The organism is Mesorhizobium sp. M0239 (genome assembly GCF_040321815.1).
Lineage (GTDB): Bacteria > Pseudomonadota > Alphaproteobacteria > Rhizobiales > Rhizobiaceae > Mesorhizobium.
In genome coordinates this window covers 95,521-120,364 of sequence record NZ_JAMYSG010000016.1, presented here as the reverse complement: position 1 = coordinate 120,364, position 24,844 = coordinate 95,521, and the positions used below count along the sequence as shown (strand labels likewise).

Annotated in this window: 22 protein-coding genes; 4 read left to right on the top strand and 18 right to left on the bottom strand. The window is 63.2% G+C overall.

The genetic code is table 11. The features are described 5' to 3' along the window. Positions 1-14: 14 nt before the first annotated feature. The 16 genes from NKI99_RS18415 to puuE all read right to left on the bottom strand — a co-directional run bounded on the left by NKI99_RS18415 (position 15) and on the right by puuE (position 17,087). Positions 15-1,454 carry a S8 family serine peptidase gene (locus NKI99_RS18415; RefSeq protein WP_352611609.1) on the bottom strand — a complete coding sequence of 480 codons (1,440 nt, stop codon included), beginning with the start codon at positions 1,452-1,454 and terminating at the stop codon, positions 15-17. Then, complete coding sequence (locus NKI99_RS18410; protein ID WP_352611608.1) at positions 1,444-2,112, bottom strand: anti-sigma factor; 669 nt, start codon at positions 2,110-2,112, stop codon at positions 1,444-1,446. The genes NKI99_RS18415 and NKI99_RS18410 overlap by 11 nt, the downstream gene beginning before the upstream one ends. Next, positions 2,109-2,675, bottom strand: coding sequence for a sigma-70 family RNA polymerase sigma factor (locus tag NKI99_RS18405; protein WP_127268161.1), 567 nt, complete (start codon positions 2,673-2,675; stop codon positions 2,109-2,111). Before NKI99_RS18405 ends, NKI99_RS18410 begins: the two co-directional genes overlap by 4 nt. Before the next feature lie 270 nt (positions 2,676-2,945). Beyond that, complete coding sequence (locus tag NKI99_RS18400; RefSeq protein ID WP_023813643.1) at positions 2,946-3,785, bottom strand: alkaline phosphatase family protein; 840 nt, start codon at positions 3,783-3,785, stop codon at positions 2,946-2,948. A 98-nt stretch (positions 3,786-3,883) separates the two neighbouring features. After that, on the bottom strand, positions 3,884-5,473 hold the full coding sequence (locus NKI99_RS18395; RefSeq protein WP_352611607.1) for an ABC transporter substrate-binding protein: 1,590 nt from the start codon (positions 5,471-5,473) through the stop codon (positions 3,884-3,886). A gap of 119 nt (positions 5,474-5,592) precedes the next feature. Next, complete coding sequence (locus NKI99_RS18390) at positions 5,593-7,248, bottom strand: ABC transporter ATP-binding protein (protein WP_352611606.1); 1,656 nt, start codon at positions 7,246-7,248, stop codon at positions 5,593-5,595. Beyond that, positions 7,248-8,072 (bottom strand): ABC transporter permease, encoded by an 825-nt coding sequence (locus NKI99_RS18385; RefSeq protein WP_352611605.1) that lies wholly within the window; start codon positions 8,070-8,072, stop codon positions 7,248-7,250. Before NKI99_RS18385 ends, NKI99_RS18390 begins: the two co-directional genes overlap by 1 nt. Positions 8,073-8,081: 9 nt before the next feature. Continuing rightward, a complete protein-coding gene (locus NKI99_RS18380) occupies positions 8,082-9,041 on the bottom strand; it encodes an ABC transporter permease (RefSeq protein WP_127289704.1) in 960 nt (319 codons plus the stop codon). Positions 9,042-9,057: 16 nt separating this feature from the next. Beyond that, complete coding sequence (locus NKI99_RS18375; RefSeq protein WP_352611604.1) at positions 9,058-10,644, bottom strand: ABC transporter substrate-binding protein; 1,587 nt, start codon at positions 10,642-10,644, stop codon at positions 9,058-9,060. Between the two features lie 154 nt (positions 10,645-10,798). After that, a complete protein-coding gene (locus tag NKI99_RS18370; RefSeq protein WP_352611603.1) occupies positions 10,799-12,784 on the bottom strand; it encodes a CocE/NonD family hydrolase in 1,986 nt (661 codons plus the stop codon). A gap of 79 nt (positions 12,785-12,863) precedes the next feature. Then, a complete protein-coding gene (locus NKI99_RS18365) occupies positions 12,864-13,283 on the bottom strand; it encodes a type II toxin-antitoxin system MqsA family antitoxin (protein WP_050592750.1) in 420 nt (139 codons plus the stop codon). After that, complete coding sequence (locus NKI99_RS18360; RefSeq protein ID WP_128302768.1) at positions 13,280-13,585, bottom strand: type II toxin-antitoxin system MqsR family toxin; 306 nt, start codon at positions 13,583-13,585, stop codon at positions 13,280-13,282. The genes NKI99_RS18365 and NKI99_RS18360 overlap by 4 nt, the downstream gene beginning before the upstream one ends. 60 nt (positions 13,586-13,645) lie before the next feature. Continuing rightward, a complete protein-coding gene (locus NKI99_RS18355) occupies positions 13,646-14,239 on the bottom strand; it encodes a nucleoside deaminase (protein ID WP_128302769.1) in 594 nt (197 codons plus the stop codon). Positions 14,240-14,306: 67 nt separating this feature from the next. Beyond that, positions 14,307-14,798: an ureidoglycolate lyase gene (locus NKI99_RS18350; RefSeq protein WP_128302770.1), complete on the bottom strand. Its 492-nt coding sequence runs from the start codon at positions 14,796-14,798 to the stop codon at positions 14,307-14,309. Then, the gene (locus NKI99_RS18345; RefSeq protein ID WP_128302771.1) at positions 14,795-15,658 is read right to left on the bottom strand and encodes a bifunctional allantoicase/(S)-ureidoglycine aminohydrolase; all 864 of its coding nucleotides are present in this window, start codon (positions 15,656-15,658) and stop codon (positions 14,795-14,797) included. Before NKI99_RS18345 ends, NKI99_RS18350 begins: the two co-directional genes overlap by 4 nt. 10 nt (positions 15,659-15,668) lie before the next feature. Then, on the bottom strand, positions 15,669-17,087 hold the full coding sequence (gene puuE, locus NKI99_RS18340; RefSeq protein ID WP_023813631.1) for an allantoinase PuuE: 1,419 nt from the start codon (positions 17,085-17,087) through the stop codon (positions 15,669-15,671). Positions 17,088-17,290: 203 nt separating this feature from the next. Here puuE and uraH point away from each other — a divergent pair, with 203 nt between their 5' ends. The 4 genes from uraH (at position 17,291) to xdhC (ending at position 22,501) form a co-directional block, all read left to right on the top strand. After that, positions 17,291-17,665: a hydroxyisourate hydrolase gene (gene uraH, locus NKI99_RS18335; protein ID WP_023813630.1), complete on the top strand. Its 375-nt coding sequence runs from the start codon at positions 17,291-17,293 to the stop codon at positions 17,663-17,665. Between the two features lie 3 nt (positions 17,666-17,668). Then, entirely contained in the window at positions 17,669-19,150 is a 1,482-nt protein-coding gene (gene xdhA, locus NKI99_RS18330; protein ID WP_023813629.1) for a xanthine dehydrogenase small subunit, read from the top strand. Next, positions 19,150-21,501: a xanthine dehydrogenase molybdopterin binding subunit gene (gene xdhB, locus NKI99_RS18325; protein ID WP_352611639.1), complete on the top strand. Its 2,352-nt coding sequence runs from the start codon at positions 19,150-19,152 to the stop codon at positions 21,499-21,501. Before xdhA ends, xdhB begins: the two co-directional genes overlap by 1 nt. A 61-nt stretch (positions 21,502-21,562) precedes the next feature. Beyond that, positions 21,563-22,501 carry a xanthine dehydrogenase accessory protein XdhC gene (gene xdhC / locus NKI99_RS18320; protein WP_352611602.1) on the top strand — a complete coding sequence of 313 codons (939 nt, stop codon included), beginning with the start codon at positions 21,563-21,565 and terminating at the stop codon, positions 22,499-22,501. A 12-nt stretch (positions 22,502-22,513) separates the two neighbouring features. On the opposite strand, the gene NKI99_RS18315 is transcribed toward xdhC, so the two are convergent. Both NKI99_RS18315 and NKI99_RS18310 read right to left on the bottom strand, forming a co-directional pair. Further along, positions 22,514-23,770: an LLM class flavin-dependent oxidoreductase gene (locus NKI99_RS18315; RefSeq protein WP_352611601.1), complete on the bottom strand. Its 1,257-nt coding sequence runs from the start codon at positions 23,768-23,770 to the stop codon at positions 22,514-22,516. Continuing rightward, the gene (locus NKI99_RS18310; protein WP_352611600.1) at positions 23,767-24,780 is read right to left on the bottom strand and encodes an LLM class flavin-dependent oxidoreductase; all 1,014 of its coding nucleotides are present in this window, start codon (positions 24,778-24,780) and stop codon (positions 23,767-23,769) included. Before NKI99_RS18310 ends, NKI99_RS18315 begins: the two co-directional genes overlap by 4 nt. Positions 24,781-24,844: the final 64 nt, after the last annotated feature.

The window sequence follows — 24,844 nt, the reverse complement described above, 5'->3', positions numbered from 1 at the left end:
TGCAAGCGCCGACCTTACTCCTTCGCAGCCCCTGCCGCCTTGATGTCCAGCAGCCCGTAGCCGAAATCATTGTCGCGTCCCTTTGGGCCGAGATCCCTGGCCGTCGCCGCGAGCGCTTTCTCGATGTCGTCGGCCGAACGATCAGGCGCGGCATGGATGAGATTGGCGATGGCGCCACTCACGATCGCCGCCGCAAACGAGGTGCCTGTGACCACGTCCGAACCGCCGCCGCTCGGCGCCACCATCTCGACGCCGGGCGCCGAGATGAAGACATAGGCGCCGCGATTGGCCTGCGGCATCAGCCCATCCTTGGCATCGGTGGCGGTGACTGCGATGACACCATCGAAGGCCGCCGGATAGCCATAGGGCGCCTTCGGCCCGTTGTTGCCGGCTGCGGCGACCAGCATCATGCCGAGTGCGCGGGCATTGCGGCAGGCGACGCCGAGCAAATCGTTCTTCGGCCCGACGAAGCTCATATTGATGATGCGCACGTCCTGTTCCGCCGCCCAGTCGAGCGCCGACAGGATGACGTCCATGGTCGACTTGCCGCCCTCGAAGGCGCGGGCATGATAGATCCTGGCGCCCGGCGCCATGCCCTCCAGCGCGCCGACGCCGGCGATCAGCCCGTCGATCGACGTGCCGTGATCGCGCTTTTCAATCGGCACGTCGGGCATGGCGTCGAACTGCCCGGCAATGACGCCCGACAGCGCCGGGTTGGTGTCGTCGATGCCGGTGTCGATCACCGCGATGCGAACGTTTTCGCCGCTGGCCTGTTTGGAATCGAGCACGATACGATCGAACGCATAGTTGACGATGCCGGCGGCCTGCTGCAGCGAATACACATGATTGGGCTCGCGCCGCTGTGTGCGGCCGTCGGCGGCCAGTTGCGCCAGCACGACGCCGACGGGCCGGCCGTCGGGAATGCCGAAGCGCACCAGCGTGGTGCCAAGCAGCCGCGACTGGCGCTGCGAGCGCACCTGCAGGCCGAAGGAGGCGGCGATCTGCTGCACGGCACCGGCATCGCCGTCGACGGTCACCAGCACCTCGTCGGGCACAAAATCGCCGACCACGGCGCGCCGCGGCTGAACGGCGATGAGATCGGTCGGCGAGACGATCGGGCCGCCAGGCGGGGGGCCGGCTTGACTGTCGGCTGGCGGAGTCGCGGGCGCCGGCCGTGGGGTCGGCAGCGGTGCTGGAGGTGCCGCCGGATTGGGGAAAAGGTCGACAATCAGCGCCGGCAGGAAGACGGCGCCGGATTGGCCTGCGTCCGATCCGCCCTTTGTGTCATTGCCGTTCTTGGCGCAGTCGGCTCCCGCCGCATTGGTCCCGTCGCGGCAGTCGACTTTTGTCTGGTCTGGATTGGGGTCGTTGGTCTGCGCCGACGCGGGCACGGCGACGATTGTCATCGCCGCCGCAAGGATTGCCGCAAATCGAATGACTGCCTCAGCCGCCATCAACCGGTTTCCTTCCCTCGATCACAGTTTCCGCGAAGGGCTGGGCGGCAATAAGGCCGATTTGCCTGGTGTAGTCGGCTGCGTTGGCAGCCGGGACGCCAAGCCGGAACACGCCGTCGGCGGTCGGTCCGCCGACGATCTTCAGCCCGTTGCTGCCGAGGAAGGCGGATATGTCCGACATGTTGGCATCCGGCATGAACTTAACCAGGGCGAACGGCATTTTCGCCGGATCGTTTTCCGCGCCGGCAATCTCGAAATCATTGCCTTTGCCGCCGGGTTCGACAAACGACTGCACCATGACCAGGGCTAGCAGAACCGCGGCTGCCGCCCAGGCGACACCGACCGGCACCGCCATGAAGCGGCCCCAGGCCTGCGCCAGCCAAGACGATCCTGCCGGCTTGCGCGCCGGCCCGGCCTCGGCGTCGAGTGCCTTTGCAAAGCGGCTGAGCGCATCGGCCGGCGGCCGGATTGCTTCGTTGGCGGCCGTGGCGCCGGAGAATTCGGCTTCAGCCTCACCAAGGGCGGCAAGTGCGGCCGGGTCGCTGGCCAGCCATTCCTCGACCGCTTCCAGGTCGGAACCTTCCAGCGAGCCGTTCAGGTAGAACGGCAGAAGCGTTTCCATTTCGTCGCGGCGCGACATTTTTTCAGCGGCACTCATGGCCACCCCCTGTCGTAACCGGCGGCCTTGAGGGCCTCTCCGAGTTTCTTGCGGGCGTAGAACATCCGGGTCTTGACGGTGGCGACCGGAATGTCGAGCACCTCGCCGATCTCGCTCACCGATTGTCCGTGATAATAGGCAAGATCGATGACGACGCGATGCTCTTCGGGCAAGGTGTCGACGAAGCGCCGCAGGGCGGCGGCCTTGTCTTCCTTCATGGTGACGACTTCCGGCGTGTCGGCGCCGTCGGGCACCGCGGCGGCGGCCTCGTCGTCGATCCAGTCTTCCTTCTTCTTGCGCAGAAAGGACAGTGCCTTGAAACGGGCGATGCCGAGCAGCCATGTCGAGACTTCGGAACGCCCTTCGAAGCCGGGCGCCTGGCGCCACAGCTCGAGGAAGACTTCGTTGGCGATATCGTCGGCCATCATTTCCGATCCCGTCTGGCGCGCCACGAAGCGGTAGACCCGCGCGTGGTGACGCATGAACAGGAGCCGCACGGCGGCACGGTCGCCCTTCGCGACCCGGTCGACGAGAGCGCGATCGGTCTCCGTCGCTGCCGTCATGGCCGGTCGAGCCGCCTGGCTCCTGTCTGCTCTGTCGCTGATCGGTCCAAAAAGGTTCATCCTCCGCCAAGGAATTTTTAGGAGGCTAACCGAAGAGCGGGGCGGTTGCCAGAGCATCCCTTCTCCCCGTCACTATACGGGGAGAAGGTGCCGGCAGGCGGATGAGGGGCGGCGCCGGCGTTCGCTGTTGATATGCGATGTTGGCGCTGCCCTCATCCTTACCCTCTTCCCGTAAAGGACGGGGAGAGGGGGACGCCAACGGAGCGCTTGTCACCCCAAAAACGGCTTCGCCTTCATCGTCTCCGGTATTGCCACACCCAGCCGGCTCAGCACTGTCGGCGCCAGCTGCAGCTGGTCGAGCAGCGTGTCGGCCTGCGGACCCTTATCTTGTCCAAAATAGTACAGCGCGAAATCCTGCATCTCGTCGTCATGGCCGCCATGATGGCCACGATCGGTCTGGCCGTGATCGGCGGTGACGATCACCTCATAGCCGGCTTCGATCCAGCGCGGCAGGAAGGCCGCCAGCATGCCGTCCATCGCATAGACGGCATGGTCCATCTCGTGGCAGTCGTGGCCGAAGCGGTGTCCCATCGAGTCCAGCGTGCAGGTGTGCAGGATGCCATAGTCGATGCCATGGCGTTTCGTCAGCATCGTCAGCGTGGCGAACAGGTCGACATCGCTCGGCGTCATCTGGTTGCGAAGATTGTAACCGGTCATGGTGTGGAAGCGGCCATGCGTGATCGGCCCGCTTGGCTCGTCGAATTCCATGTCCTCGACCAGGTCGAACGGATAGGCGCGGAAGAATTCCGACCAGTAGGAGTGGGTCACCGCCCCCGTCTTGCCGCCCGCCTTGCTGACCTCGGAGAAGATATCGGGCTGCTCGACGCGGAACCGGTTCTCGTTGGAGAGAATCCCGTGCACCTGCGGTGAAACCCCGGTGTGGATCGACGCATAGCAGCAGGCCGAGGTCGACGGCAGCACCGAGCGCATCTTCCAGACGCGCGCCTCCCCCGATTGCACCCAACCTTCGAGATTGCCCATCAGCCGGCGCCAGTTCCGGTAAGGCACGCCATCGAGGATGATCAGCAGAAGCTTGGATTTGAGCGCCATGGGCTGCTCCATGCGGTTGGCGGTTGGAACGGGAACGCCGTGTGCCGTCCCGGGCACACGGCGTTCTTGATAGATGAAATCGGACGATCAGAGTCCGCTCAAGCGTTGAGCCAGCACTCGGCAAGCGCGTAGCCGTCCATCATTTCGCCGATAGGGCTCTTGGCATAGCCGCCGATCTTGTTGATGGCGGCCGCGTCGATGAACTGGTTGAAGAAGGGCACGATCAGCCCGCCTTCGTCACGCATCATCACCGCCATATCGTGGTAGATCGCCTGGCGCTTGGCCTGGTCGAGCTCGCCGCGCGCGGTAAACAGCATCTTGTCGAATTCCGGCCGCTTGAAGCGCGTGTCGTTCCAGTCGGCGGTCGAGACATAGCCGGTGGAATACATCTGGTCCTGCGTGGCGCGTCCGCCCCAGTAGGAGAGCGAGAAAGGCTGCTTGTTCCAGACCTCAGACCAGTAGCCGTCGCCGGGTTCGCGCTTGATCTCGATCTTGATGCCGGCTTTGGCGCAGGACTGCTGATAGAGCTGTGCGGCATCGACGGCGCCCGGAAAAGCGACGTCCGAGGTGCGCAGCACGATCGAGCCGTTGTGGCCTGATTTCTTGTAGGCTGCCGCCGCCTTGTCGGGATCGAACTTGCGCTGTTCGATGTCGGCGGAAAACAGCGGATAGGCCTCGTTGATCGGGAAGTCGTTACCCACCGAGCCATAGCCGCGCAGGATCTTTTCCAGCATCTCGTCGCGGTCCATGGCTAGCTTCAGCGCCATGCGCAGGTCGTTGCTGTCGAAAGGTGCGGTGTCGCAGAACATGTTGAACGGATAGTAGCCTTTGCCCGAGACGTTCTCGATGGAAACGCCGGCGATGCGCTTGACCAGATCGACGACCTTGGGTTCGACGCGGTTGATCATGTGCACCTGGCCGCCCTGCAAGGCTGCAAGCCGTGCGGTCGCATCATTGATGACGATGATCTCGACCTGATCGGCATGGCCGGCCTTGTCGCCTAGCCAGTAATTGGCGAAACGCTCGCCGCCATGGCGAACGCCTGGCTGGTTGACGCTAACCTTGTAGGGTCCGGCGCTGATACCGGCATTCGGATCGTCCTTGCCGCCATTCGGCTGGATGGTGAGATGATAGTCGGCCATCAGATAGGGGAAGTCGGCATCGGCGTCGCCGAGCGTGACGATGACCTCCTTGCCGCTCGCCTTGATCCCCTTGATGTTCTTGAGGATGCCGAGTGCTCCGGACTTGGACTTCTCGTCCGCATGGCGCTCGATGGTGGCGGCAACATCCTCCGCGCCGACCGTCTTGCCATTGTGGAACTCGATGCCGTCGCGGATCTTGATTGTCCATGTCTTGGCGTCGGCCGAGGCGCCAATCTCCTCGGCAATCAGGTTGACCAGCTTGTTGTCCGGTGTGAGGCGCACGAGATACTCGCCCCAAAGCTTGCCGAAGCTGAAGGTGACCTGGCTGAGGTTCAACGCCGGATCGAGGCTGTTGGTGGATTCACCGCCCTGCAGGCCGGCCTTGATGATACCGCCCTTCACCGCCGTCTGGGCAAATGCCTTGCCGGCCAGCGCCGGCATCAGGGCCGCCGATACGCCGAGCGCGGCGGCGCGCCCAAGAAAGGCGCGGCGCGATATCCGGCCTTGACCGGCGAGTTCGGCGAGATAATCGAGTTCAGTCTTCATGTCCTACCCCTGTTTAAAAGTCTGCGAGCGGCGCCCTCCGCGAGACGTGTGGCGCTCTAATATTGCATCCGCATGACGGGCGCCGGCTTCTCTGACCTGGCGGACCGCTGGCTTGCTATCTAGTTCCCCGCGCTGGCCATGCGCCGTCCCTTGATTGCCTTTTCCAGCCAGCCGATTTCCATCTCTGGAACCGAGGAGAGCAGCAGGTCGGTGTAGGCGTCGAAGGGCGGGCTCAGCACCTTGCTCTTGGGGCCGTAGCGCACCACCTCGCCGCGATACATCACCGCGATCGAATCGGCGATCGACTTCACAGTGGCGAGGTCATGCGTGATGAACAGATAGGCGACGTTCTCTTCCTTCTGCAGCTCGAGCAGCAGCTCGAGAATGCCGTGTGCCACCAGCGGATCGAGTGCCGAGGTGACCTCGTCGCAGATAATCAACTTGGGCTTGGCGGCAAGTGACCGGGCGATGCAGACGCGTTGCTTCTGGCCGCCGGAAAGCTCGGCCGGGTAGCGATCGGAAAAGCCCTTGCCCATCTCGATCTTGTCGAGCAGTTCGGTAACGCGCCTGTCGCGCTCGCGGCCGCGCATGCCGAAATAGAACTCCAGCGGCCGGCCGATGATGGTGGCGACGGTCTGGCGGGGATTCATCGCCACGTCGGCCATCTGATAGATCATCTGCAGCTGGCGCAGATCCTCCTTCGGCCGGTCGGCCAGCCGGTTGGCCAGCGGGCGCCCGTCGAAGGTGACGGTGCCCTGTTCGGGCGGCAGCAGACCGGTGATGGCGCGCGCCAGCGTCGACTTGCCAGAGCCGGACTCGCCGACCACGGCAAGCGTCTGTCCCGGATAGATGTCGACGGAGACGTTTTTCAGCACCTTGATATGGCTGCCGCCATAGGCGGCGGTGATGTTCTTCACCGACAGGAACGGTGCCGTGCCGGGCTTCTGCTCCTGGTGTTCGATCTCATGCACCGAGACAAGCGCGTTGGTGTATTCCTGGCGCGGCTCCTTGATGATCTGCCTTGTGCCGCCCCATTCGACCAGCCTTCCATGGCGCAGCACCATGATCTCGTCCGAAACCTGGGCGACGACGGCAAGGTCGTGCGTGATGTAGAGCGCAGCTACATGGGTGTCGCGGATGGCGTCCTTTATCGCCGCCAGCACGTCGATCTGCGTCGTCACGTCGAGCGCCGTTGTCGGCTCGTCGAAGACGATCAGGTCCGGCTCGGAGCACAGCGCCATCGCCGTCATCACGCGTTGCAGCTGGCCGCCCGAAACCTGGTGCGGAAAGCGCTCGCCGATGGTTTCCGGGTTGGGCAGGCTGAGCTTCTTGAAAAGCGCAACCGCGCGCTTCTCGGCCTCGGCGCGTGTCGCCGTACCGTGCAGCAACGTGGCTTCCACCACCTGGTCCATGAGCCGGTGCGCCGGGTTGAAGGCCGCTGCCGCCGACTGCGCGACATAGCAGACTTCGCGGCCGCGTAATTTGCGGAAGCCGTCCTTGCCGCCCTTGAGGATGTCGCGGCCGTTGAGGATGACCTCGCCGCCGGTGATGCGCACGCCACCGCGGCCATAGCCCATCGACGACAGGCCGATGGTCGACTTGCCGGCCCCGGATTCGCCGATCAGGCCGAGCACCTTGCCTTTTTCAAGCGTCAGCGAGACATCGTGCACCAACACGATGTTCTTCGGCGGCTCTCCGGGCGGGAAGACGGTGGCCTCGATGCGCAGATTGCGGATGTCGAGCAGCAGGCCAGGTTTCGCTTTGCTGTCGGCCATCACCCGCGTCCTCCCTTGAGGCTTGTCGTCCGGTTGAGCACCCAGTCGGCAACCAGGTTGACGGAAATCGCCAGCAAGGCGATCGCCGCCGCCGGGATAAGCGCTGCCGCGATGCCGAAGACGATGCCGTCCTTGTTTTCCTTGACCATGCCGCCCCAGTCGGCGTCCGGTGGCTGCACGCCAAGGCCGAGGAACGACAGCGTCGACAGGAACAGCACGGCATAGATGAAGCGCAGGCCGAGTTCCGAAACCAGTGGCGACAATGCGTTGGGCAGGATTTCGCGGAAGATGATCCAACCGCTGCCCTCACCACGCAGTTTCGCCGCCTCGACATAGTCCATGACGTTGATGTCGACGGCGACCGCGCGCGACAGGCGATAGACGCGGGTCGAATCCAGAATGCCCATCACCAGGATCAGCGTCACCAGGTTGGTCGGTAGCACGGACAGCACGACGAGACCCATGATCAGCGTCGGGATAGACATCAAGAGATCGACGAGGCGCGACAGCAGCGTATCGAACCAGCCGCCGAAGACGGCCGCCGAGAAGCCGAGGATGGCGCCGAGCGAGAATGACAGCGCGGTGGCCAGCACCGCGATGAACAAAGTGATGCGGGCGCCGTAGATCATGCGCGAAAGCAGGTCGCGGCCGAGATTGTCGGTGCCTAGAAAATGAGCAGCCGACATCGGTTCCCAGACATCGCCGACGATTTCGCCATTGCCGTGCGGCGCGATCCAGGGGGCGAAGACCGCCGCCAGGACGAACAATGCCGTCAGCACGATGCCGATCAGAGCGGGGATGGGGATGCGTTTGATATCGAGCATATCCGCCCCCTATTTCGGGTGTCTGAGACGCGGATTGGCGACGATGGCCGCTATGTCCGCAATGATGTTCAGGCTGATATAGACGGCGGCGAAGATCAGGCCGACCGCCTGCACCACCGGCACGTCTCGCTTGGTGACGTGGTCGACCAGATACTGTCCCATGCCTGGGTAGACGAAGATCACCTCGACCACGACGACGCCGACGATGAGGTAAGCGAGGTTGAGCATGACGACGTTGATGATCGGCGCGATGGCGTTGGGGAAGGCGTGCTTGCGGATGACGTTGAAGGCCGACAGGCCCTTCAGTTCCGCTGTCTCGACATAGGCCGACTGCATGACATTGAGGATCGCCGCGCGTGTCATGCGCATCATGTGGGCGAGCACGACCAGCGTCAGCGCTGCCGCCGGCAGGGCGATCGCCTGCATGCGCTCGCCAAAAGGCATGCCGTCATAGACGGTCGAGATGCCCGGGAAGATTTGCCATTTCACGGCGAAGAAATAGACCAGCACATAGCCGATGAAGAACTCGGGAAAGGAGGTCGAGGCCAGCGCCAGCCCGGAGATCAGCTTGTCGACCCAGCCATTGCGGTAGCGCACCGCGATCAGGCCGAGAATGATCGCCAGCGGCACGGCGACGATCGCCGCCCAGAAGGCGAGGAACAGCGTGTTCCACAGCCGCCCCTTGATCGACGTGGCGATATCCTGCCCGCTCGACATGGCCGTGCCGAGATCGCCGGTCAGCACACCGCCGAGCCAGCGGAAATACCTGATATAGGCCGGATCGTTGAGGCCGAGCTGCTCGCGCAGATTGGCGAGCGACTCCGGTGTCGCCGATTGCCCGAGAATGGCTTGCGCGACATCGCCGGGCAGGATCTGGGTGCCGGCGAAGATCAGGACCGAAACGGCCAACAAGAGGAGAATGCCCAGCGCAACGCGCTGGGCCACCAGTTTCAAGATGGGTGAGGACATATCCGCAAGGCCAAGCTCAGGCTTCGAGCCAGCACTTCGCCAGCGCGTAACCGTTCATCAGCTCCTGATGCGGATCGTCGACCCAGCCGCCGACCTTGGCGCCGGTAGCGTCGATGAACTGGTTGAACATCGGCAGGATCAGGCCGCCCTCGTCTCGTACCAGGACAGCCATGTCATGGTACATCTGCTTGCGCTTGGTCTCGTCGAGCTCGGCGCGCGCGGCCAGCACCATTTTGTCGAAGTCCGGACGCTTGAAACGCGTGTCGTTCCAGTCGGCGTTCGACAGATAAGCGGTGGAGTACATCTGGTCCTGGGTCGAGCGGCCGCCCCAGTAGGAAGCGCAGAAGGGCTGCTTGTTCCAGACTTCGTTCCAATAGCCGTCGCCAGGCTCACGCTTCAACTCGATCTGGATGCCGGCCTTGGCCGCGCTCTGCTGGAACAACTGCGATGCATCGACAGCGCCCGGGAAAGCGACGTCCGAAGTCCGCAGCAGCACGGCGCCGTCATGGCCCGACTTCTTGAAGTGGAACTTGGCCTTGTCGGGATCGTACTTGCGCTGCTCGATATCAGTGAACAGCGGGTAGGAAGCGTTGATCGGGAAATCGTTGCCGATCGAACCGTAGCCACGCAGGATCTTGTCGAGCATTTCTTCGCGGTCGATGGCCAGCTTCAGGGCCATGCGCAGATCGTTGTTGTCGAAGGGGGCGGTGTTGCAATGCGCGATGAAGACATAGTGGCCAGGACCCGCATGGTTGCGGATGGTCACGCCAGGCAGGCGCTTGATCAGGTCGACGATCTTCGGCTCGACGCGGTTGATCATGTTGACCTGGCCGCCTTGCAGGGCGGCGGTGCGCGCCGTCGCATCGTTGATGACGATGATCTCGATCTGGTCGGCATGGCCCATCTTGTCGCCCTGCCAATAATTGGCGAAACGCTCGCCGCCATGGCGCACGCCGGGCTCATTGGTCGTGACCTTGTAAGGACCGGCCGAGATGCCTGCGTCGGCCTTATCCTTGCCGCCATTCGGTTGGACGATCAGGTGATAGTCGCTGAGCAAATAGGGCAGATCGGCATTGGCTTCCTTCAGGGTCAGCACGACTTCCTTGCCGCTGGCCTTGATGGTCTCGATGCCCTTCATGTAGCCGAGCGCGCCGGATTTCGACTTCTCGTCGGAATGGCGCTCAAGTGTGGCGGCCACGTCCTCGGCGGTCACCGTCTTGCCGTTGTGGAATTCGACGCCGTCGCGGATCTTCAGCGTCCATACCTTGGCGTCGTCCGACGAGCCGATCTCCTCGGCGATGCGGTTCTCGAGCTTGCCTTCCGGCGAAAGCTCGACGATCAATTCGCCCCACATCTTGCCGAAGGCGAACGGCACCTGAGTCATGAACAGTGCCGGATCAAGGCTGTTGGTGGACTCGCCGCCGACAAGTCCGGCCTTCAGAGTGCCGCCTTTGACCGGACCTGCCGCGCGTGCCGCGCTTGAAAGCAGCGAGTTGGCGAAGGGCGCGGAGATACCGAGCGCCGCCGCCCGGCCGAGAAAATCACGACGGCTCAGTTTGCCCGACGCGACACGCCGGCTAAGAAATTCCAGTTCGTTCGACATTTTGAGTTCCTCACTCTGTTGGTTCGACTCTGCGGTCGTTTTTCTTGTTTCTTGTGAGGAGAATAATGACCGCAAGGGAAAGCGGTAAGCAAGACCGAATGCGACATGCCGTGGCGTAAATCGTACGTCGCAATTGGACCAATGAACTCGGTGCTCAAAGAAGCGCGCGCGGCACCTTCTCCTCGAAATTACGCTCGAAGACGAGCGTTTCGTCCTCATAGGCCTCGATTCTGGCGCTGACGATGAAGTTTTGCGCGTCCGATCGCATTTCGGCTGTCGTTTCGGTGCGTACCGACCATCCGTTTCGCGACAGGGTCTGCGTCCAGTGCGTCTTCCCCGAGGCCGACAGCGGGTCTTCGGGATGGATCGTCCAGGTCTCGCGGGCGATGCTGCCATTGGCGAGGCCATGAGCGAGATCGCGCACCTCGCCGAAATCATCAACGATGGAAAGCGTCACGATTCCTGTCTTTTCGTCACGATCGATATGGCGCTCGGAATTGCTGGCGCGGATCGTCTCCGTTGCCCAGGGAGTGGCACCTTCCGGCTCGGCGAACGCCGCTTCGTCGTCTGTCGCCAGCGGCCGCAGCGGCAAGCGGAGCGTCGCCGCCGACAAGGTCAGCCGGACCGGCTCCGGCGACGGCCAGATGGCAGGCCAATAGGCGTTCGAAACGGCAACACGCAGGTGGTGGCCGGGCGGAACGCGATAGCCGCATTGATCGAGCACGACGCGTACTGAGACGGTTTCGCCCGGCACCAGGGCTTCCGGGAACTCGTGCGAGTTGCGATGCGTCAGGTTGAGCACGCCGTAGGAAATCAGCTCCGACGCGCCATCGGGATGCACGTCACAGAGTCGGATCGCAATGTTGGCCTGCGGGCGGTCGGAGGACAGCCGCAATTCGACTTCCGGGGCGCCGACGATGTCGATGGCCTGACTGAGTTCCGGCTGGTCGAAACACACCGACAGCGCATCGTCGGGGCGCTGATCGCCTGGCAGTTCGGGGCCGAAGGTGAAGGGAAAATACTCGCCGCCGGCCAAGCCGCAGCTTTGCGGCGAGGCAACGATGGCCGGTTTTTCTGTTGCGGGGATCAGATCGACCGTCTGCGTCTTGATGGTTGGCGAGGGCCATTGCTGCTCGGCAATCCAGCGGCCGGGACGCTCGGGGTGCCAGCGCGCCGGACGCACGCTGTCCATGACATAGGCGCGGTAGGCCGGGTCGGACTCGACACCGGTTTCGACACTCTTGAGCCAGCGGTCCCACCAGCGCAAGGCCTCCTGCAGGAAGCCGATGGCGGGTTTTGGTCCTGCGTAATGCGGGTATTTGTGGATCCATGGCCCGATAATGCCCTTGACCGGGGCTTCGATGTTGCTGGCCAGATGCGAGACCGTGTTGCGGTAGCCGTCATGCCAGCCGCCGATCGACAGAACCGCGGCTTTGACGGCGGAAAAATCCTCACAGATCGAGCCGCGCTTCCAGTAGGCATCACGGTGCTGGTGCTTCAGCCACAGCGGCGCCAGGAAGGATTGGTTCTCCAGCCGGGTCAGCCACAGATCGCGCCATCTGTTGTCGCCGGCCAGCAGCGGGTCCGGCGGCCGCGATGAGTAGGACAGCATGGTCGAGGCCCAGCCGAAGTTCTCGATCAGCAGGCAGCCGCCCTTGTAGTGAATGTCGTCGGCGTAGCGGTCGACGGTCGAGCACAAGCTGATCACCGCTTTGAGCGCCGGCGGCTGCTTGGCCGCCACCTGCAGGCAGTTGAAGCCGCCCCAGGAAATGCCCATCATGCCGACATTGCCGTTGCACCAGGGCTGGCTTGCCGCCCAGGCGATGATGTCGCAGGCGTCCTGCAATTCCTGCTCGGAATATTCGTCGTCCATCAGCCCTTCGGAATCGCCATTGCCGCGCATATCGACCCGGATCGAGGCGTAGCCGTGGCCGGCGAAATAGGGATGCGTCAGCTGATCGCGAAAGATGGTGCCGTCGCGCTTGCGGTAGGGCAGATGCTCCAGGATCGCCGGCACTGGATCGTCGCCGGCATCCTCCGGCATCCAGACCCGCGCCGACAGCCGGCAGCCATCCGGCATGACGATGCCCATATCCGGGAACTCGACGACCTTGCGGGGAAATTCGGTGACTGTTTTCATGGCCCGCATAACGCCCCGCGGCGCGACGACTTTCAATCACCATTCGCGACTGGAGCAGCGAAAAATGCGACCTGTGCCGCTACCGCAATTCATCCAGCAGTTCGGGATGTTTTTCCAGCAGCGTCATCAATTGAATGGTCGGGCCACTCGGCTCGATCAGGCCCCTTTCATACTTGTCGAAAGCATTCTCGCCGACCTTGAACAGGGATCCTGCCTCGCGCTGCGACAGATTGAGCTTTGTGCGCATGCGGCGGATGGTTGCCGGGGCCGGCACGCCATCGATCCTCTCCTTGAGGGCGCGTAGTGCGGCATCGACGGCAGCCATGTCGCCTCCGATATGCACACCCTCGTCACCGGATGCTGGATAGTAACCCGGAAGGTCGACAATTATGCTCTCGCCCTTGTACGCCACTGTGAATGGACGCACGTCACGCGTGAGCGTTTCCCCGGTTTCGGGGGAAATCATGGTCCGATTTTCTTCTCTTGTCGCCATGGTCATTTCTCCTTGAACGACATGACCGTGAACTCGGTCACGACATCCGCTTGGAATTTCACGTAGAGGATCAGGTCGCGCACGGGCACGTGATAGGCATCCTGCCAGACCCGGTGATCCGCAAAGGTCGTCATGGATTTCACGAACATTTTCCTCGTCATGCCGCCGATTACCTCGACGACGCCGGCACGGTCGAAGCCAAGGCCTGTGGCATCCCGCAGAGCGGACGTCGTGATCGCCAGCGTATCGACAGACCCGAACGTCGTCTTGATGGCATCAAGATCGTAGGTGGGCCTTCGTTTCTCCATGACGCAATATGCCACCATAAAGGTGGCAATTCAAGGGTGCCCCCCGGTAGGCCGAGAGCCCTAATTCAGCGGGATGTCGTTATCGTCCTTGTTCGCCTGATAGACGCCGGACAGATCATCGTAGCGCGCCGAAATCGCGCCGATGCGTATTTCCAGCCGTTGCCGCTCTACCTCGGGCAACGCTCGCACCAGCCTGCGGATAGAAAAGCTCTTCCAGTAGGCATTCTCGGCATTGTAGCCGCCGGGGTCGAGGGTGAAGACCTCTTTCAGGATCTTCAGATCGTGCGGGATGGCAAAACTGTCGCGCGAATCCTCGTGGCTGAACAGATAGTAGAAATTGTCGAAGCCAGTCCAGGTGATCGCCGACAGGCAGAGCGAGCAGGGCTCATGCGTGGCGAGGAAAATGGCGTCTCTTGTATCGACGCGCTCCGCCTTCGGCATTTCGTAGAAACGTTTCAGGCAGTGCACCTCGCCATGCCAGAGCGGGTTTTCCCTCTCGTTGTTGGTCTCGGCCAGCACCAGCGAACGGTCGTCCTTGCGCAGGATCGCCGCGCCGAACAGCTTGTTGCCATGGACAACACCGTCGGCCGTCTTCGGCACGATGTCGTGTTCGATCACGTCGAGCAGGCGGTCGATCAAAGAAATGTCGGTCATTTCAGGCTCTCCTGCTGCATGTCGCCCAAAAGTGCCCCGGTTTTGGGGTAACGACATGCACAAAAAATTAAGGGAGATGGATCTCGTAAGCATGCGAGAAATGGAATTCTTCGAGATTGGAGCCGTCGCCGCCCCGGTCGACGATCAGGAAGTCCTGAGGCTCGCCGAGCGGCGTCAGCACGCCATGCCAGAGATTGCGGGAATAGTTGATACCTTGTCCGGGTGCGGTGGTGAAGGCATGCGGCTCGCCCGGCCCCTCATCGCCATCATGGCAGACGACGACCAGGAATGGGCGCGGCGACAGCGGGATGAAGGCCTGGCTGCCGAAGGGGTGGCGCTCGACCATGCTCAGCTTCAGCGGCAGTTCGTAAGGCGTGCCGCGCACCATCGAGATCAGCACGCGGGCATTCGGTCCGATCGCCTCGGCGGTCGCCAGATCGTGATAGCGTTCCGCGCGGCCGCCATTGATCGGGTAGTGGTTGTCGCCGCCCATATCGATGACGTCGCCGAACGGAGCAAAGCTCTCGCGGGTCAGTGGCCGCGCAATGATCCGCGTCACGGCGTCCGCCCGGGGACACCGGCGCCGCCGAGCTTGGCGTGCCGGTTCACGTCCTTGTAGAGCAGATAGCGGAATTTTCCCGGGCCGCCCGCGTAGCAGGCCTGCGGACAGAAGGCGCGCAGCCACATATAGTCGCCGGCCTCGACCTCGACCCAGTCCTGGTTGAGGCGATAGACCGCTTTGCCCTCCAGCACATAGAGCCCATGCTCCATGACATGGGTCTCGGCGAAGGGAATGACCGCGCCGGGTTCCAGCGTGACAATGGTCATGTGCATGTCGTGGCGCAAATCGGCCGGATCGACGAACCGCGTCGTCGCCCAGCGGCCTTCGGTGCCGGGCATAGGGGTTGGCGCGATCTCCTGCTCGTTGGTGAAGAAGGCTTCCGGCACATCGAGACCGTCAACCACCTCGTAAGCCTTGCGAATCCAGTGGAAGCGCACGTCGGCCTTGCTTTCGTTGCGAACCGTCCAGCCGCTGGCCGGCGGCAGGAAGGCAAAGCCGCCGGGCCGCAAGACATGCTTCTTGCCGGCAAGCAGAACCGTCAACTCGCCCTCGACCACGAACAGGGCGCCCTCGGCGCCGGCATCGGGTTCCGGCCGCTCGCTGCCGCCGCTCGGCGCGACCTCGACAATGTATTGCGAGAACGTCTCGGCAAAACCGGATAGCGGTCGCGACAAGATCCAGGCGCGGGTCTTGTCCCAGAACGGCAACGCACTGGTCACGATGTCCTGCATCACACCCCGGGGAATGACGGCATAGGCCTCGGTGAAGACGGCGCGGCCGGTCAGAAGCTCGCTCTGGCCGGGGTGGCCGCCATGTGGTGCGTAATAGGTTCGCTCGGGCATCCTGATCGTATCCATGGGTTCAAACCTATTGCGGAAGCATGTCTTTGAGGCGGAGCAGCGCGATGCGCTCGACCTGTTTGCAGGCGGTTTCGAATTCGACGCCGCGGCTGTTGCCGATGCGCGCCTCGAATTCCGCCAGAATCTCTTGCCTCGTCTTGCCCTTCACCGCGATGATGAAGGGGAAACCGAAAGTGGTGACGTAGGCGGCGTTGAGCTTGGAAAACAGTTCGCGCTCCTTGTCGGTCAGCGCGTCGAGGCCGGCCGAAGCCTGTTCCCTGGTCGATTCCGCCGTCAGCCGTTTGGCCTTGGCAAGTTTGCCGGCAAGGTCGGGATGAGCGTTGAGCACGGAAAGCCGCTCGGTTTCGCTGGCGGACCGGAAGACACGGCAAAGCGCATTGTGCAGGCCGCCTGAAGTGTCATGCGCCGGGCCCAGTTCCAGTTCGTAGGCGCGTTCGGCGATCCAGGGCGAATGCTCGAACACGCCGCCGAAAGTGTGGACGAAGGTCTCGAATTCCATCTTCGAGGGGCGGAGTGCCGCCGGTTGATAAGGATTGACCTCTTGCCAGTGGCGGGCGATGTCGATGCGCCGCGCCAGCCAGACCCTGTCGTGCGACTTCACATAGTCGACGAAGCGCTTCAGCGCCGCCACCCGGCCCGGCCGCCCGACGAGGCGGCAGTGCAGGCCGATGTTCATCATGCGTGGCCGGCCTGCCTTGCCCTCGGCATAGAGCGTGTCGAAGCTGTCCTTCAAATAGGCAAAGAACTGGTCGCCGGAGTTGAAGCCCTGCGGCGTTGCGAACCGCATGTCGTTGGCGTCGAGCGTATAGGGAATGATGAGCTGCGCGCCGCCATCATGCTCGAACCAGTAGGGCAGCTCGTCGTCATAGGTGTCCGACACATAGTCGAAACCGCCTTCTTCCGCCACAATCCGCACTGTGTTGATCGATGTGCGACCCGTATACCAGCCGGTCGGGCGCGCGCCGGTCACTTCGTAGTGCAGCTTGATCGCCGCCTCGAGGTCGCGGCGCTCATCCTCGGCGCTGTGGTCGCGGTAGTCGATCCATCTCAACCCGTGCGAGGCGATCTCCCAGCCGGCTTCCTGCATGGCCGTGACTTGATCCGGCGAACGGGCGAGCGCGGTGGCGACGCCATAGCAGGTGATCGGCACCTCGGCCTCGCTGAACAGCCGCAGCAACCGCCAGAAACCGGCGCGGGCACCGTATTCGTAGATGGATTCCATGTTCCAGTGGCGCTGGCCCACCCAGGGTGCCGCGCCGACGATTTCCGACAGGAAGGCTTCGGACGCCTTGTCGCCATGCAGCACGCAGTTCTCGCCGCCTTCCTCGTAGTTGACGACGAACTGCACGGCGACATGCGCGCCGCCAGGCCATTTCGGGTCCGGCGGATTGACTCCGTAGCCGCGCATGTCTCTGCTGTAACGCATCGTCCCTCCCGCCGGGCATGGCCCGAAGTATGATCAGAATATCGAAAGGGTGCTTCTCGCATTCCCCCGAAAATTTTTGAAAGTGTTTTTGTCGCACTCCGCTCGACCGGGACTTATGCATCGCCTTTAATTGGCGCACAATTCACTGTTGATACTTGATCGTACCGGGCCAATTCGCTCGTACCGGAAATGGGAGGCGGCCAATGGCAGAAACGTCGAATGCCGATGGCGGGCGTCTGACGACCCATGTCCTCGACACGGCGACAGGCAAGCCGGCGGCGGGATTGTCGATCGCGCTTTATCACCTCGAGGGCAAGGCGCGGACACATTTGAAGACCGTTGTCACCAATGCCGACGGCCGTTGTGACAAGCCGCTGCTCGCCGGCGCGGAGTTCCGCCCCGGAGAATACGAACTGGTCTTCGCCGCAGGCGACTATTTGCGCCAGCAGGGGTCGAGCCTGCCGAACCCCGCCTTTCTCGATGTGATACCGATCCGCTTCGGCATGGCCGAACCGCTGCACTACCATGTGCCGCTGCTCGTCTCGCCCTATGGCTATTCGACCTACAGGGGGAGCTGAGGCATGGCCAAAATTAGCATCCGCAATGAAATCCGCTTCATCCTCAACGGCAGGGACGTCGCGCTTTCGTCGGTGGCACCCGACGCGACCCTGCTCGACTGGCTGCGGCTCGACCGGTCGCTGCGCGGCACCAAGGAAGGCTGCGCCGAGGGCGATTGCGGCGCCTGCACCGTGTTGGTCGGCAAGCTCTCGGCCGGCGGGCTGGTCTATGAAAGCGTCAATGCCTGCATCCGTTTCCTCGGCTCGTTGGACGCCACCCATGTCGTGACCGTCGAGCATCTGCGCGGCGTATCAGGCCAACTGCATCCGGTGCAGCAGGCGATGGTCGATTTCCACGGCTCGCAATGCGGCTTCTGCACACCGGGCTTCGTCATGTCGCTCTATGGCCTGTGGATGAAGTCGTCGAATCCGTCGAACGCGGATATCGAAAAGGCCTTGCAAGGCAATCTCTGCCGCTGCACCGGCTACGAGGCGATCATGCGCGCTGCGCATGCCATCTCCAGCTACGGCAAGGCGGTAAAGGATCCGCTGGCCACGGAGCGCAAGGCGATCACCGCGAGGCTCGAGGCCATGCATGACGGCGCCCGGATTGAGATCGGTTCGGCCAAGACGCGGCTGGTCGTGCCGGCCGATGTCGATGATTTCGCCGCCGTGCTGGACAAGGAACCCGGCGCCACCATCGTTGCCGGCTCGACCGATGTCGGCCTCTGGGTGACCAAGCACATGCGCGATATTTCGCCGGCCATTTTCATCGGCAATCTCGACGGACTTTGCACCATCTCGGAAGACAACGGCATCATTTCGATCGGCGCGGGCGTCACCTACACTGATGCCTTCGCGATATTGGCGAAGCGTATCCCGGCGCTGGGGCCGTTGTTCGATCGCATCGGCGGCGAACAGGTGCGCAACATGGGGACCATCGGCGGCAATATCGCCAACGGCTCGCCGATCGGCGACACGCCGCCGCCCTTGATCGCTCTTGGCGCAAGTCTCACCCTGCGCAAGGGCAAGAAGCGGCGCTCGATTCCACTGGAAACCTTCTTCATTGCCTATGGCAAACAGGACCGGCAGCCGGGCGAATTCGTCGAGGCCGTGCACGTTCCGGTTCCGGTCAAGGGCACGAAATTCGCCGTCCACAAAATCACCAAGCGCCGCGATGAGGACATCACCGCGGCCCTCGGCGCCTTCTTCCTGACGCTGGCCAGCGATGGCACGGTCGCGGAGGTGCGCATTGCCTATGGCGGCATGGCGGCGACGCCGAAGCGGGCGTCTTCTGTCGAAAAAGCGCTGCTCGGCAAGCCATGGACGGAGACCACGGTTGACGCGGCGATGGTCGAATATGCCAGGGATTTCACCCCGCTCACCGACATGCGGGCCTCGGCCGAGTATCGTGCGCTCGCGGCGCGCAATCTCTTGCTGCGCTTCTTCGCCGAGACCAGCGGTACCAGGGAGCCGATCCAGGTTTCGAGGCACGAGGCGGCATGATGAACAAGCACGCTCCCCCCAATCTGAAGGCTGAAAAGATCGCCGGCGGCGTTGCCACCGATCAACGCCATGACTCCGCCCACAAGCATGTCAGCGGCACGGCCGTCTATATCGACGACATGCCGGAACCGGCCGGCACGCTGCATGGCTGCCTCGGGCTTTCTGCCGCCACGCATGCCACGATTACCAGCATGGATCTCTCGGCGGTGCGTACAGCGCCCGGTGTTGTCGACGTGCTGACGGCCAAGGATGTGCCGGGCGAGAACGACATTTCGCCGACAGGCCGCCACGACGAGCCGGTGCTGGCCGACGGCAAGGTGCAATTCTATGGCCAGCCAATCTTTTGCGTCATTGCGCAGACGCGCGAGCAGGCGCGTCGCGCCACCAGATTGGCCAAGGTCGAATACAAGGAATTGCCCTTCGTCACCGACATTGGCGCGCTCGATCCGAAGAAGGACAAGGTCGTCACGCCGCCACTGACGCTGAAGCGCGGCGATGCCGCTACAGCGATCCGTCAGGCGCCGCGCCGGCTAAAGGGAAAAATGCGCATCGGCGGCCAGGAACACTTCTATCTCGAAGGCCATATCGCCATGGCCATTCCGGGCGAGGATCAGGACGTCACCATCTATTCCTCGACCCAGCATCCGAGCGAAGTCCAGCACATGGTGAGCCATGCACTCGGCGTGCCGAGCAATGCCATCACGGTGGAGATCCGCCGGATGGGCGGCGGCTTCGGCGGCAAGGAGACGCAAGGCAACCAGTTTGCCGCATTGGCGGCGATCGCCGCGAAGAAACACCATCGCGCCGTGAAGATCCGGCCCGACCGCGACGACGACATGATCGCCACCGGCAAGCGTCACGATTTCCTCGTCGACTACGAAGTCGGCTTCGATGACGAGGGCAACATCCTCGGCGTCGATTTCATGTTCGCGGCGCGCTGCGGTTTTTCGTCGGACCTTTCCGGCCCGGTGACCGATCGCGCACTGTTCCACTGCGACAACACCTATTTCTGGCCGGCGGTGCATGCGCAATCGGCGCCGCTCTACACCAACACCGTGTCGAACACCGCCTTTCGTGGTTTCGGCGGCCCGCAAGGCATGGTCGGCGCCGAGCGCGTCATCGACGAGGTGGCCTTCGCCGTCGGCAAGGATCCACTCGAAATCCGCAAGAAGAATTTTTATGGTACGTCAGACCGCAACATCACGCCCTACCACCAGACGGTCGAGGATAACATCATCCAGCGCATCGTCGCCGAGCTCGAGCAAAGCGCCAGCTATGCGCGGCGCCGGCGTGAGATATCGGCCTTCAACGCCAACAGCCGTTTCATCAAGCGCGGCCTGGCGCTGACGCCGGTCAAGTTCGGCATCTCGTTCACCGCCACGCATTATAACCAGGCCGGCGCGCTGGTGCATGTCTATACCGACGGTTCGGTGCATCTGAACCATGGCGGCACCGAGATGGGGCAGGGCCTCTACGTCAAGGTTGCGCAAGTGGTGGCGGAAGAGTTCCAGATCGACCTCGACCAGGTCAAGATCACCGCGACCACGACCGGCAAGGTGCCGAACACTTCGGCCACGGCAGCGTCGTCCGGCTCCGATCTCAACGGCATGGCGGCGCAAAATGGCGCTCGCCAGATCAAGGACCGGCTGATCGATTTCGCCGCTGAAAAATATCAGGTGCCGCGCGATCAGGTGCTGTTCCTGCCCAACCGGGTGCGCATCGGCAACCAGGAAATCGCCTTCGCCGACCTCATCAAGCAGGCCTATATGGCTCGCATCCAGCTGTCGGCGGCGGGTTTCTACAAGACGCCGAAAATCCACTGGAACCGCGACAAGGGCGAGGGCCGCCCCTTCTATTATTTCGCCTATGGCGCGTCGTGCTCGGAGGTCTCGGTCGACACGCTGACCGGCGAATACATGGTCGAGCGCACCGATATTCTGCATGACTGCGGCCGATCTCTGAATAGCGCCATCGACATCGGCCAGATCGAGGGCGGCTTCATCCAAGGCATGGGCTGGCTGACGACGGAAGAACTGTGGTGGGACGCCAAGGGCCGGCTGCGCACGCACGCGCCATCGACCTACAAGATCCCGCTCGCCTCCGACCGGCCGAAGATATTCAACGTCACCTTGGCCGACTGGCCGGAAGCGAGCGAGCCGACCATCCACCGCTCCAAGGCAGTCGGCGAGCCGCCGTTCCCGCTCGGCATGTCGGTGCTGCACGCCCTGTCGGATGCAGTGGCCAGCGTCGCCGACCACAAGATCTGTCCGCGCCTCGATGCTCCTGCAACGCCGGAGCGGGTGCTGATGGCGATCGAGAGGCTGAAGAAAGAGACGAAGGCCGGCGCCTGAATCTGGCAGAATGTGCAATCTGGGCCGAAAAACCTATATTTCCCATTCGGGAATGTGAACCATGAACTCGAAAGTGCAAAGCCTGAAAGCCTTTCTCACCAGCGCCGGCCAGGTTGCCCTGGTCGAAGTGACCGGAACAAAAGGCTCGACGCCACGCGAGAAGGGCGCCTTCATGCTCGTCTCGCAGGCGGCGATCTTTGGCACCATCGGCGGCGGTCAACTCGAATACATGGCGATCGACAAAGCCCGGCAGATGCTTTTCTCCCCCTCAAGGGGGGAGAGAACCCGCGCCGATCCGATCTTACCCGGCGGCTTCGCCGCCACCCTCCCCTCAAGGGGCAGGGAAAGCCGCGCGACCCTCGATGTGCCGCTAGGCCCGGAAATCGGCCAATGCTGCGGCGGGCGCGTCGAAGTGCTGATCCGGCTCGTCGATGCAGCCCTTGCCGCCGATCTGGTTGCGGCTGCGGAAGCCGAGGAGGCGCACCTGCCGCGTGTCTACATCTTCGGCGGCGGCCATGTCGGCCAGGCGCTGGCGTCGACGATCGCACTTCTTCCCGTGCACGGCATCGTCATCGAGACGCGGGCCGAAGCACTGGAAGGCATGCCGGAGACCGTCGAGACCCGGCTGACGCCGATGCCCGAGGCCGAGGTGCGAAACGCTCCCGCCGGCACCGCCTTCGCCATCCTGACCCACGATCATGCGCTGGATTTCCTGATCGTCGCCGAGGCGCTGAAGCGCGGCGATGCCGCCTATGTCGGCATGATCGGCTCGAAGACCAAGAAAGCGACGTTCAGGAACTGGTTCCTGAAATCGGCGGCAGGCAGCGAGGCCGAGTTTGCCCGCCTCGTCTCGCCGATCGGCGGCGATACGGTCAAAGACAAGCGCCCACAGGTCATCGCGGCGCTGGCGGCAGCTGAGATCATGACGGCGCTGGTCAGTCACAGCGCAGCCTTAAGTGCCGACCAGCAAATTCCGCATGGCAGGGTGATGGCGGGCTAAGCTGCGCCGCAGCTAAACCGGCCGCTTCAGCCCCAGATGGTCGCGCAGTGTGCGGCCGTCGTACTCCTTGCGAAACAGGCCGCGTCGCTGCAGTTCCGGCACGACGAGCGTGGCAAAGGCATCCAGTTCGCCTGGGAAATATGAGGGCATGACGTTAAAACCGTCGGCCGCGCCACCCTCGAACCGAGCCTGCAGTTCGTCGGCGACTTGGGCCGCAGTGCCGACGATGCGCCAATGGCCACGCGCGCCGGCGAAATGCCGGGCAAGCTGGCGGATGGAGAGGCCGTCGCGGCGCGATTGCTCGATGACCAGCGCCTGCCGGCTTTTCATCCCCTCGCTCTCCGGCAGATCCGGCAGCGGCCCGTCGATCGGGTAGCGCCACAGATCGGAGATGCTGAGATAGCTGGACAGCAGCGCAACGCCGACATCGTCGGGGATCAGCGCCTGCAATTCCTCATATTTTTCAAGGGCCTCCGCTTCGGTCTCCGCCACCACCGGCGCGACGCCGGGCATGATCTTGATGTCGTCAGGCTCGCGCCCATAGGCCGCCAGACGTCCCTTGAGATCGTCGTAAAAGGCCTTCGCTTCCTCGAAGGTCTGCGCCGCGGTGAACACCACATCGGCGGTGCGGGCGGCAAGGTCGCGGCCGACATCCGAGGCGCCGGCCTGAACCATGACCGGGGCGCCCTGCGGCGAGCGTGGCAGATCGAGCGGGTCGCGAACCGAAAAGCTCTGGCCGTCGTGACCGGAGGCGCCGAGCTTGCCGTTCCAGAGCCCGGTGACGACTTCGGCGAATTCACGCGCGCGCTCATAGCGATCGGCATGGGGCTTGAGGCCGGTCGAGCCGAAATTGGCGGCCTCGATGGGGCTGGCCGAGGTGACCAGGTTCCAGCCGGCCCTGCCGCCACTCAGATGATCGAGCGACAGGAAGGTTCGTGCGAGCCCATAGGGCTCGTTGTAGCTCGTCGAGGCTGTCGAGACGAGGCCGATGCGGCTGGTCTGGACGGCAAGCGCCGAAAGCAGACTGATCGGCTCGAAGCCGATCGAGCGCGACGTCTGGCTGGCGATGCCGATATTGGCCTCGCGCAGGCCGGCGGCGTCCTCGCAGAAGATCATGTCGAACTTCGCCGCCTCCGCCGTGCGCGCCAGCGCGATGTAATGGTCGATGTCAGTGCCGGCGGTGATGTGCGCCTTGGGATGGCGCCAGGCGGCGATGTGGTGGCCTGTCGCCCACAGAAAGGCGCCGAGCTTCATCTGGCGAGCGGTCATTGGTCACCTCCGCCGGCAAGCCCGAGATGCGAGCGCAGCGTTTTTCCGCGATTGCTTTCTCGAACCAAGCCACGCCGCCGCAGTTCCGGCAGAATCAAGCCGACGAAATCGCCTAGCGCTGAAAGCTGTGCCGGCATCTGGATGGTGAACCCGTCGCAGCTTTTCGCCCGGAAGCCTTTTTCCATGCTGTCGGCGACGGCAGCCGGCTTGCTATCGGCGATAAGCGCGACGTTCGTCAGCAGCTTCACGGCATCCGGATCGCGTCCGCACGCCGTGACACGGCGCCTGATATCGTCATAGCGTGCTGTCGCGCCCTCCACCGGTCCGTTATCCAGCAGGATGACATCGGCGGTGCGGGCGGCAATATCCAGGTCTGATACCGACAGTCCCGACAAGACGAGCACCGGTGTATCCTGCTGCGACCGCGCGACGTTCAGCGGTCCGCGCACGGAAAAGAACGCGCCTCTGTGCTCGAGCAGATGCATTTTTTCGGGGTCGTGGAAGCGGCCGCCGCTCTGGTCGAACAGCAGCGCGTCCGCATCCCAGCCCTGCCACAGACCTTGCACGATGCCGATATATTCCTCACTGCGACGGCGGAAATCGTCAGGCGAAAATCCTTCGGGCCGGCTGTAATTGGCTGCTTCCCGTGGCGCCTGCGCCATGGTCGCGTTCCAGCCACTGCGGCCATGGCTGATGATGTCGAGCGAAGCGAAACGGCGCGCCAGATTGTAAGGTTGGTGGGCAATTGTCGAGGCAGCGGCAACCAGGCCGATCCTGCTTGTGACTGTTGCCAATGCGGCCAGCAAAGTGGTCGCTTCGAAGGGCATCGGACTGTTCGCGGCACCGCCGCCGGAAGCCGGCGCTGAATCGGCAAGCAGCACCATGTCCAGGCCCGCTGCTTCGGCCTTTTGCACTAAACCGGCCAGGCGGCTGAATTCCCGCCCCGGTGATGGATCGATGGTTCCCGGAAACAGCGAAACGGCAAGATGCATTGTGGCGCCGTTGTCCATCGATGGTCCCTGCGAGACGAAATACCACCCGAACTATGTTCGCCACATCCAGGGATGGCAACCG

Coding starts and splice junctions, on each gene's coding strand:
- NKI99_RS18310 (WP_352611600.1), bottom strand. CDS start 24,780: ATGGACAACGGCGCCACAATGCATCTTGCCGTTTCGCTGTTTCCGGGA.
- NKI99_RS18395 (WP_352611607.1), bottom strand. CDS start 5,473: ATGAAGACTGAACTCGATTATCTCGCCGAACTCGCCGGTCAAGGCCGG.
- NKI99_RS18375 (WP_352611604.1), bottom strand. CDS start 10,644: ATGTCGAACGAACTGGAATTTCTTAGCCGGCGTGTCGCGTCGGGCAAA.
- NKI99_RS18315 (WP_352611601.1), bottom strand. CDS start 23,770: ATGACCGCTCGCCAGATGAAGCTCGGCGCCTTTCTGTGGGCGACAGGC.
- xdhA (WP_023813629.1), top strand. CDS start 17,669: ATGGCCAAAATTAGCATCCGCAATGAAATCCGCTTCATCCTCAACGGC.
- NKI99_RS18345 (WP_128302771.1), bottom strand. CDS start 15,658: ATGGATACGATCAGGATGCCCGAGCGAACCTATTACGCACCACATGGC.
- xdhB (WP_352611639.1), top strand. CDS start 19,150: ATGAACAAGCACGCTCCCCCCAATCTGAAGGCTGAAAAGATCGCCGGC.
- uraH (WP_023813630.1), top strand. CDS start 17,291: ATGGCAGAAACGTCGAATGCCGATGGCGGGCGTCTGACGACCCATGTC.
- NKI99_RS18390 (WP_352611606.1), bottom strand. CDS start 7,248: ATGGCCGACAGCAAAGCGAAACCTGGCCTGCTGCTCGACATCCGCAAT.
- NKI99_RS18410 (WP_352611608.1), bottom strand. CDS start 2,112: ATGAGTGCCGCTGAAAAAATGTCGCGCCGCGACGAAATGGAAACGCTT.
- NKI99_RS18380 (WP_127289704.1), bottom strand. CDS start 9,041: ATGTCCTCACCCATCTTGAAACTGGTGGCCCAGCGCGTTGCGCTGGGC.
- NKI99_RS18385 (WP_352611605.1), bottom strand. CDS start 8,072: ATGCTCGATATCAAACGCATCCCCATCCCCGCTCTGATCGGCATCGTG.
- puuE (WP_023813631.1), bottom strand. CDS start 17,087: ATGCGTTACAGCAGAGACATGCGCGGCTACGGAGTCAATCCGCCGGAC.
- NKI99_RS18405 (WP_127268161.1), bottom strand. CDS start 2,675: ATGACGGCAGCGACGGAGACCGATCGCGCTCTCGTCGACCGGGTCGCG.
- NKI99_RS18370 (WP_352611603.1), bottom strand. CDS start 12,784: ATGAAAACAGTCACCGAATTTCCCCGCAAGGTCGTCGAGTTCCCGGAT.
- NKI99_RS18360 (WP_128302768.1), bottom strand. CDS start 13,585: ATGGAGAAACGAAGGCCCACCTACGATCTTGATGCCATCAAGACGACG.
- NKI99_RS18400 (WP_023813643.1), bottom strand. CDS start 3,785: ATGGCGCTCAAATCCAAGCTTCTGCTGATCATCCTCGATGGCGTGCCT.
- NKI99_RS18355 (WP_128302769.1), bottom strand. CDS start 14,239: ATGACCGACATTTCTTTGATCGACCGCCTGCTCGACGTGATCGAACAC.
- NKI99_RS18365 (WP_050592750.1), bottom strand. CDS start 13,283: ATGACCATGGCGACAAGAGAAGAAAATCGGACCATGATTTCCCCCGAA.
- xdhC (WP_352611602.1), top strand. CDS start 21,563: ATGAACTCGAAAGTGCAAAGCCTGAAAGCCTTTCTCACCAGCGCCGGC.
- NKI99_RS18415 (WP_352611609.1), bottom strand. CDS start 1,454: ATGGCGGCTGAGGCAGTCATTCGATTTGCGGCAATCCTTGCGGCGGCG.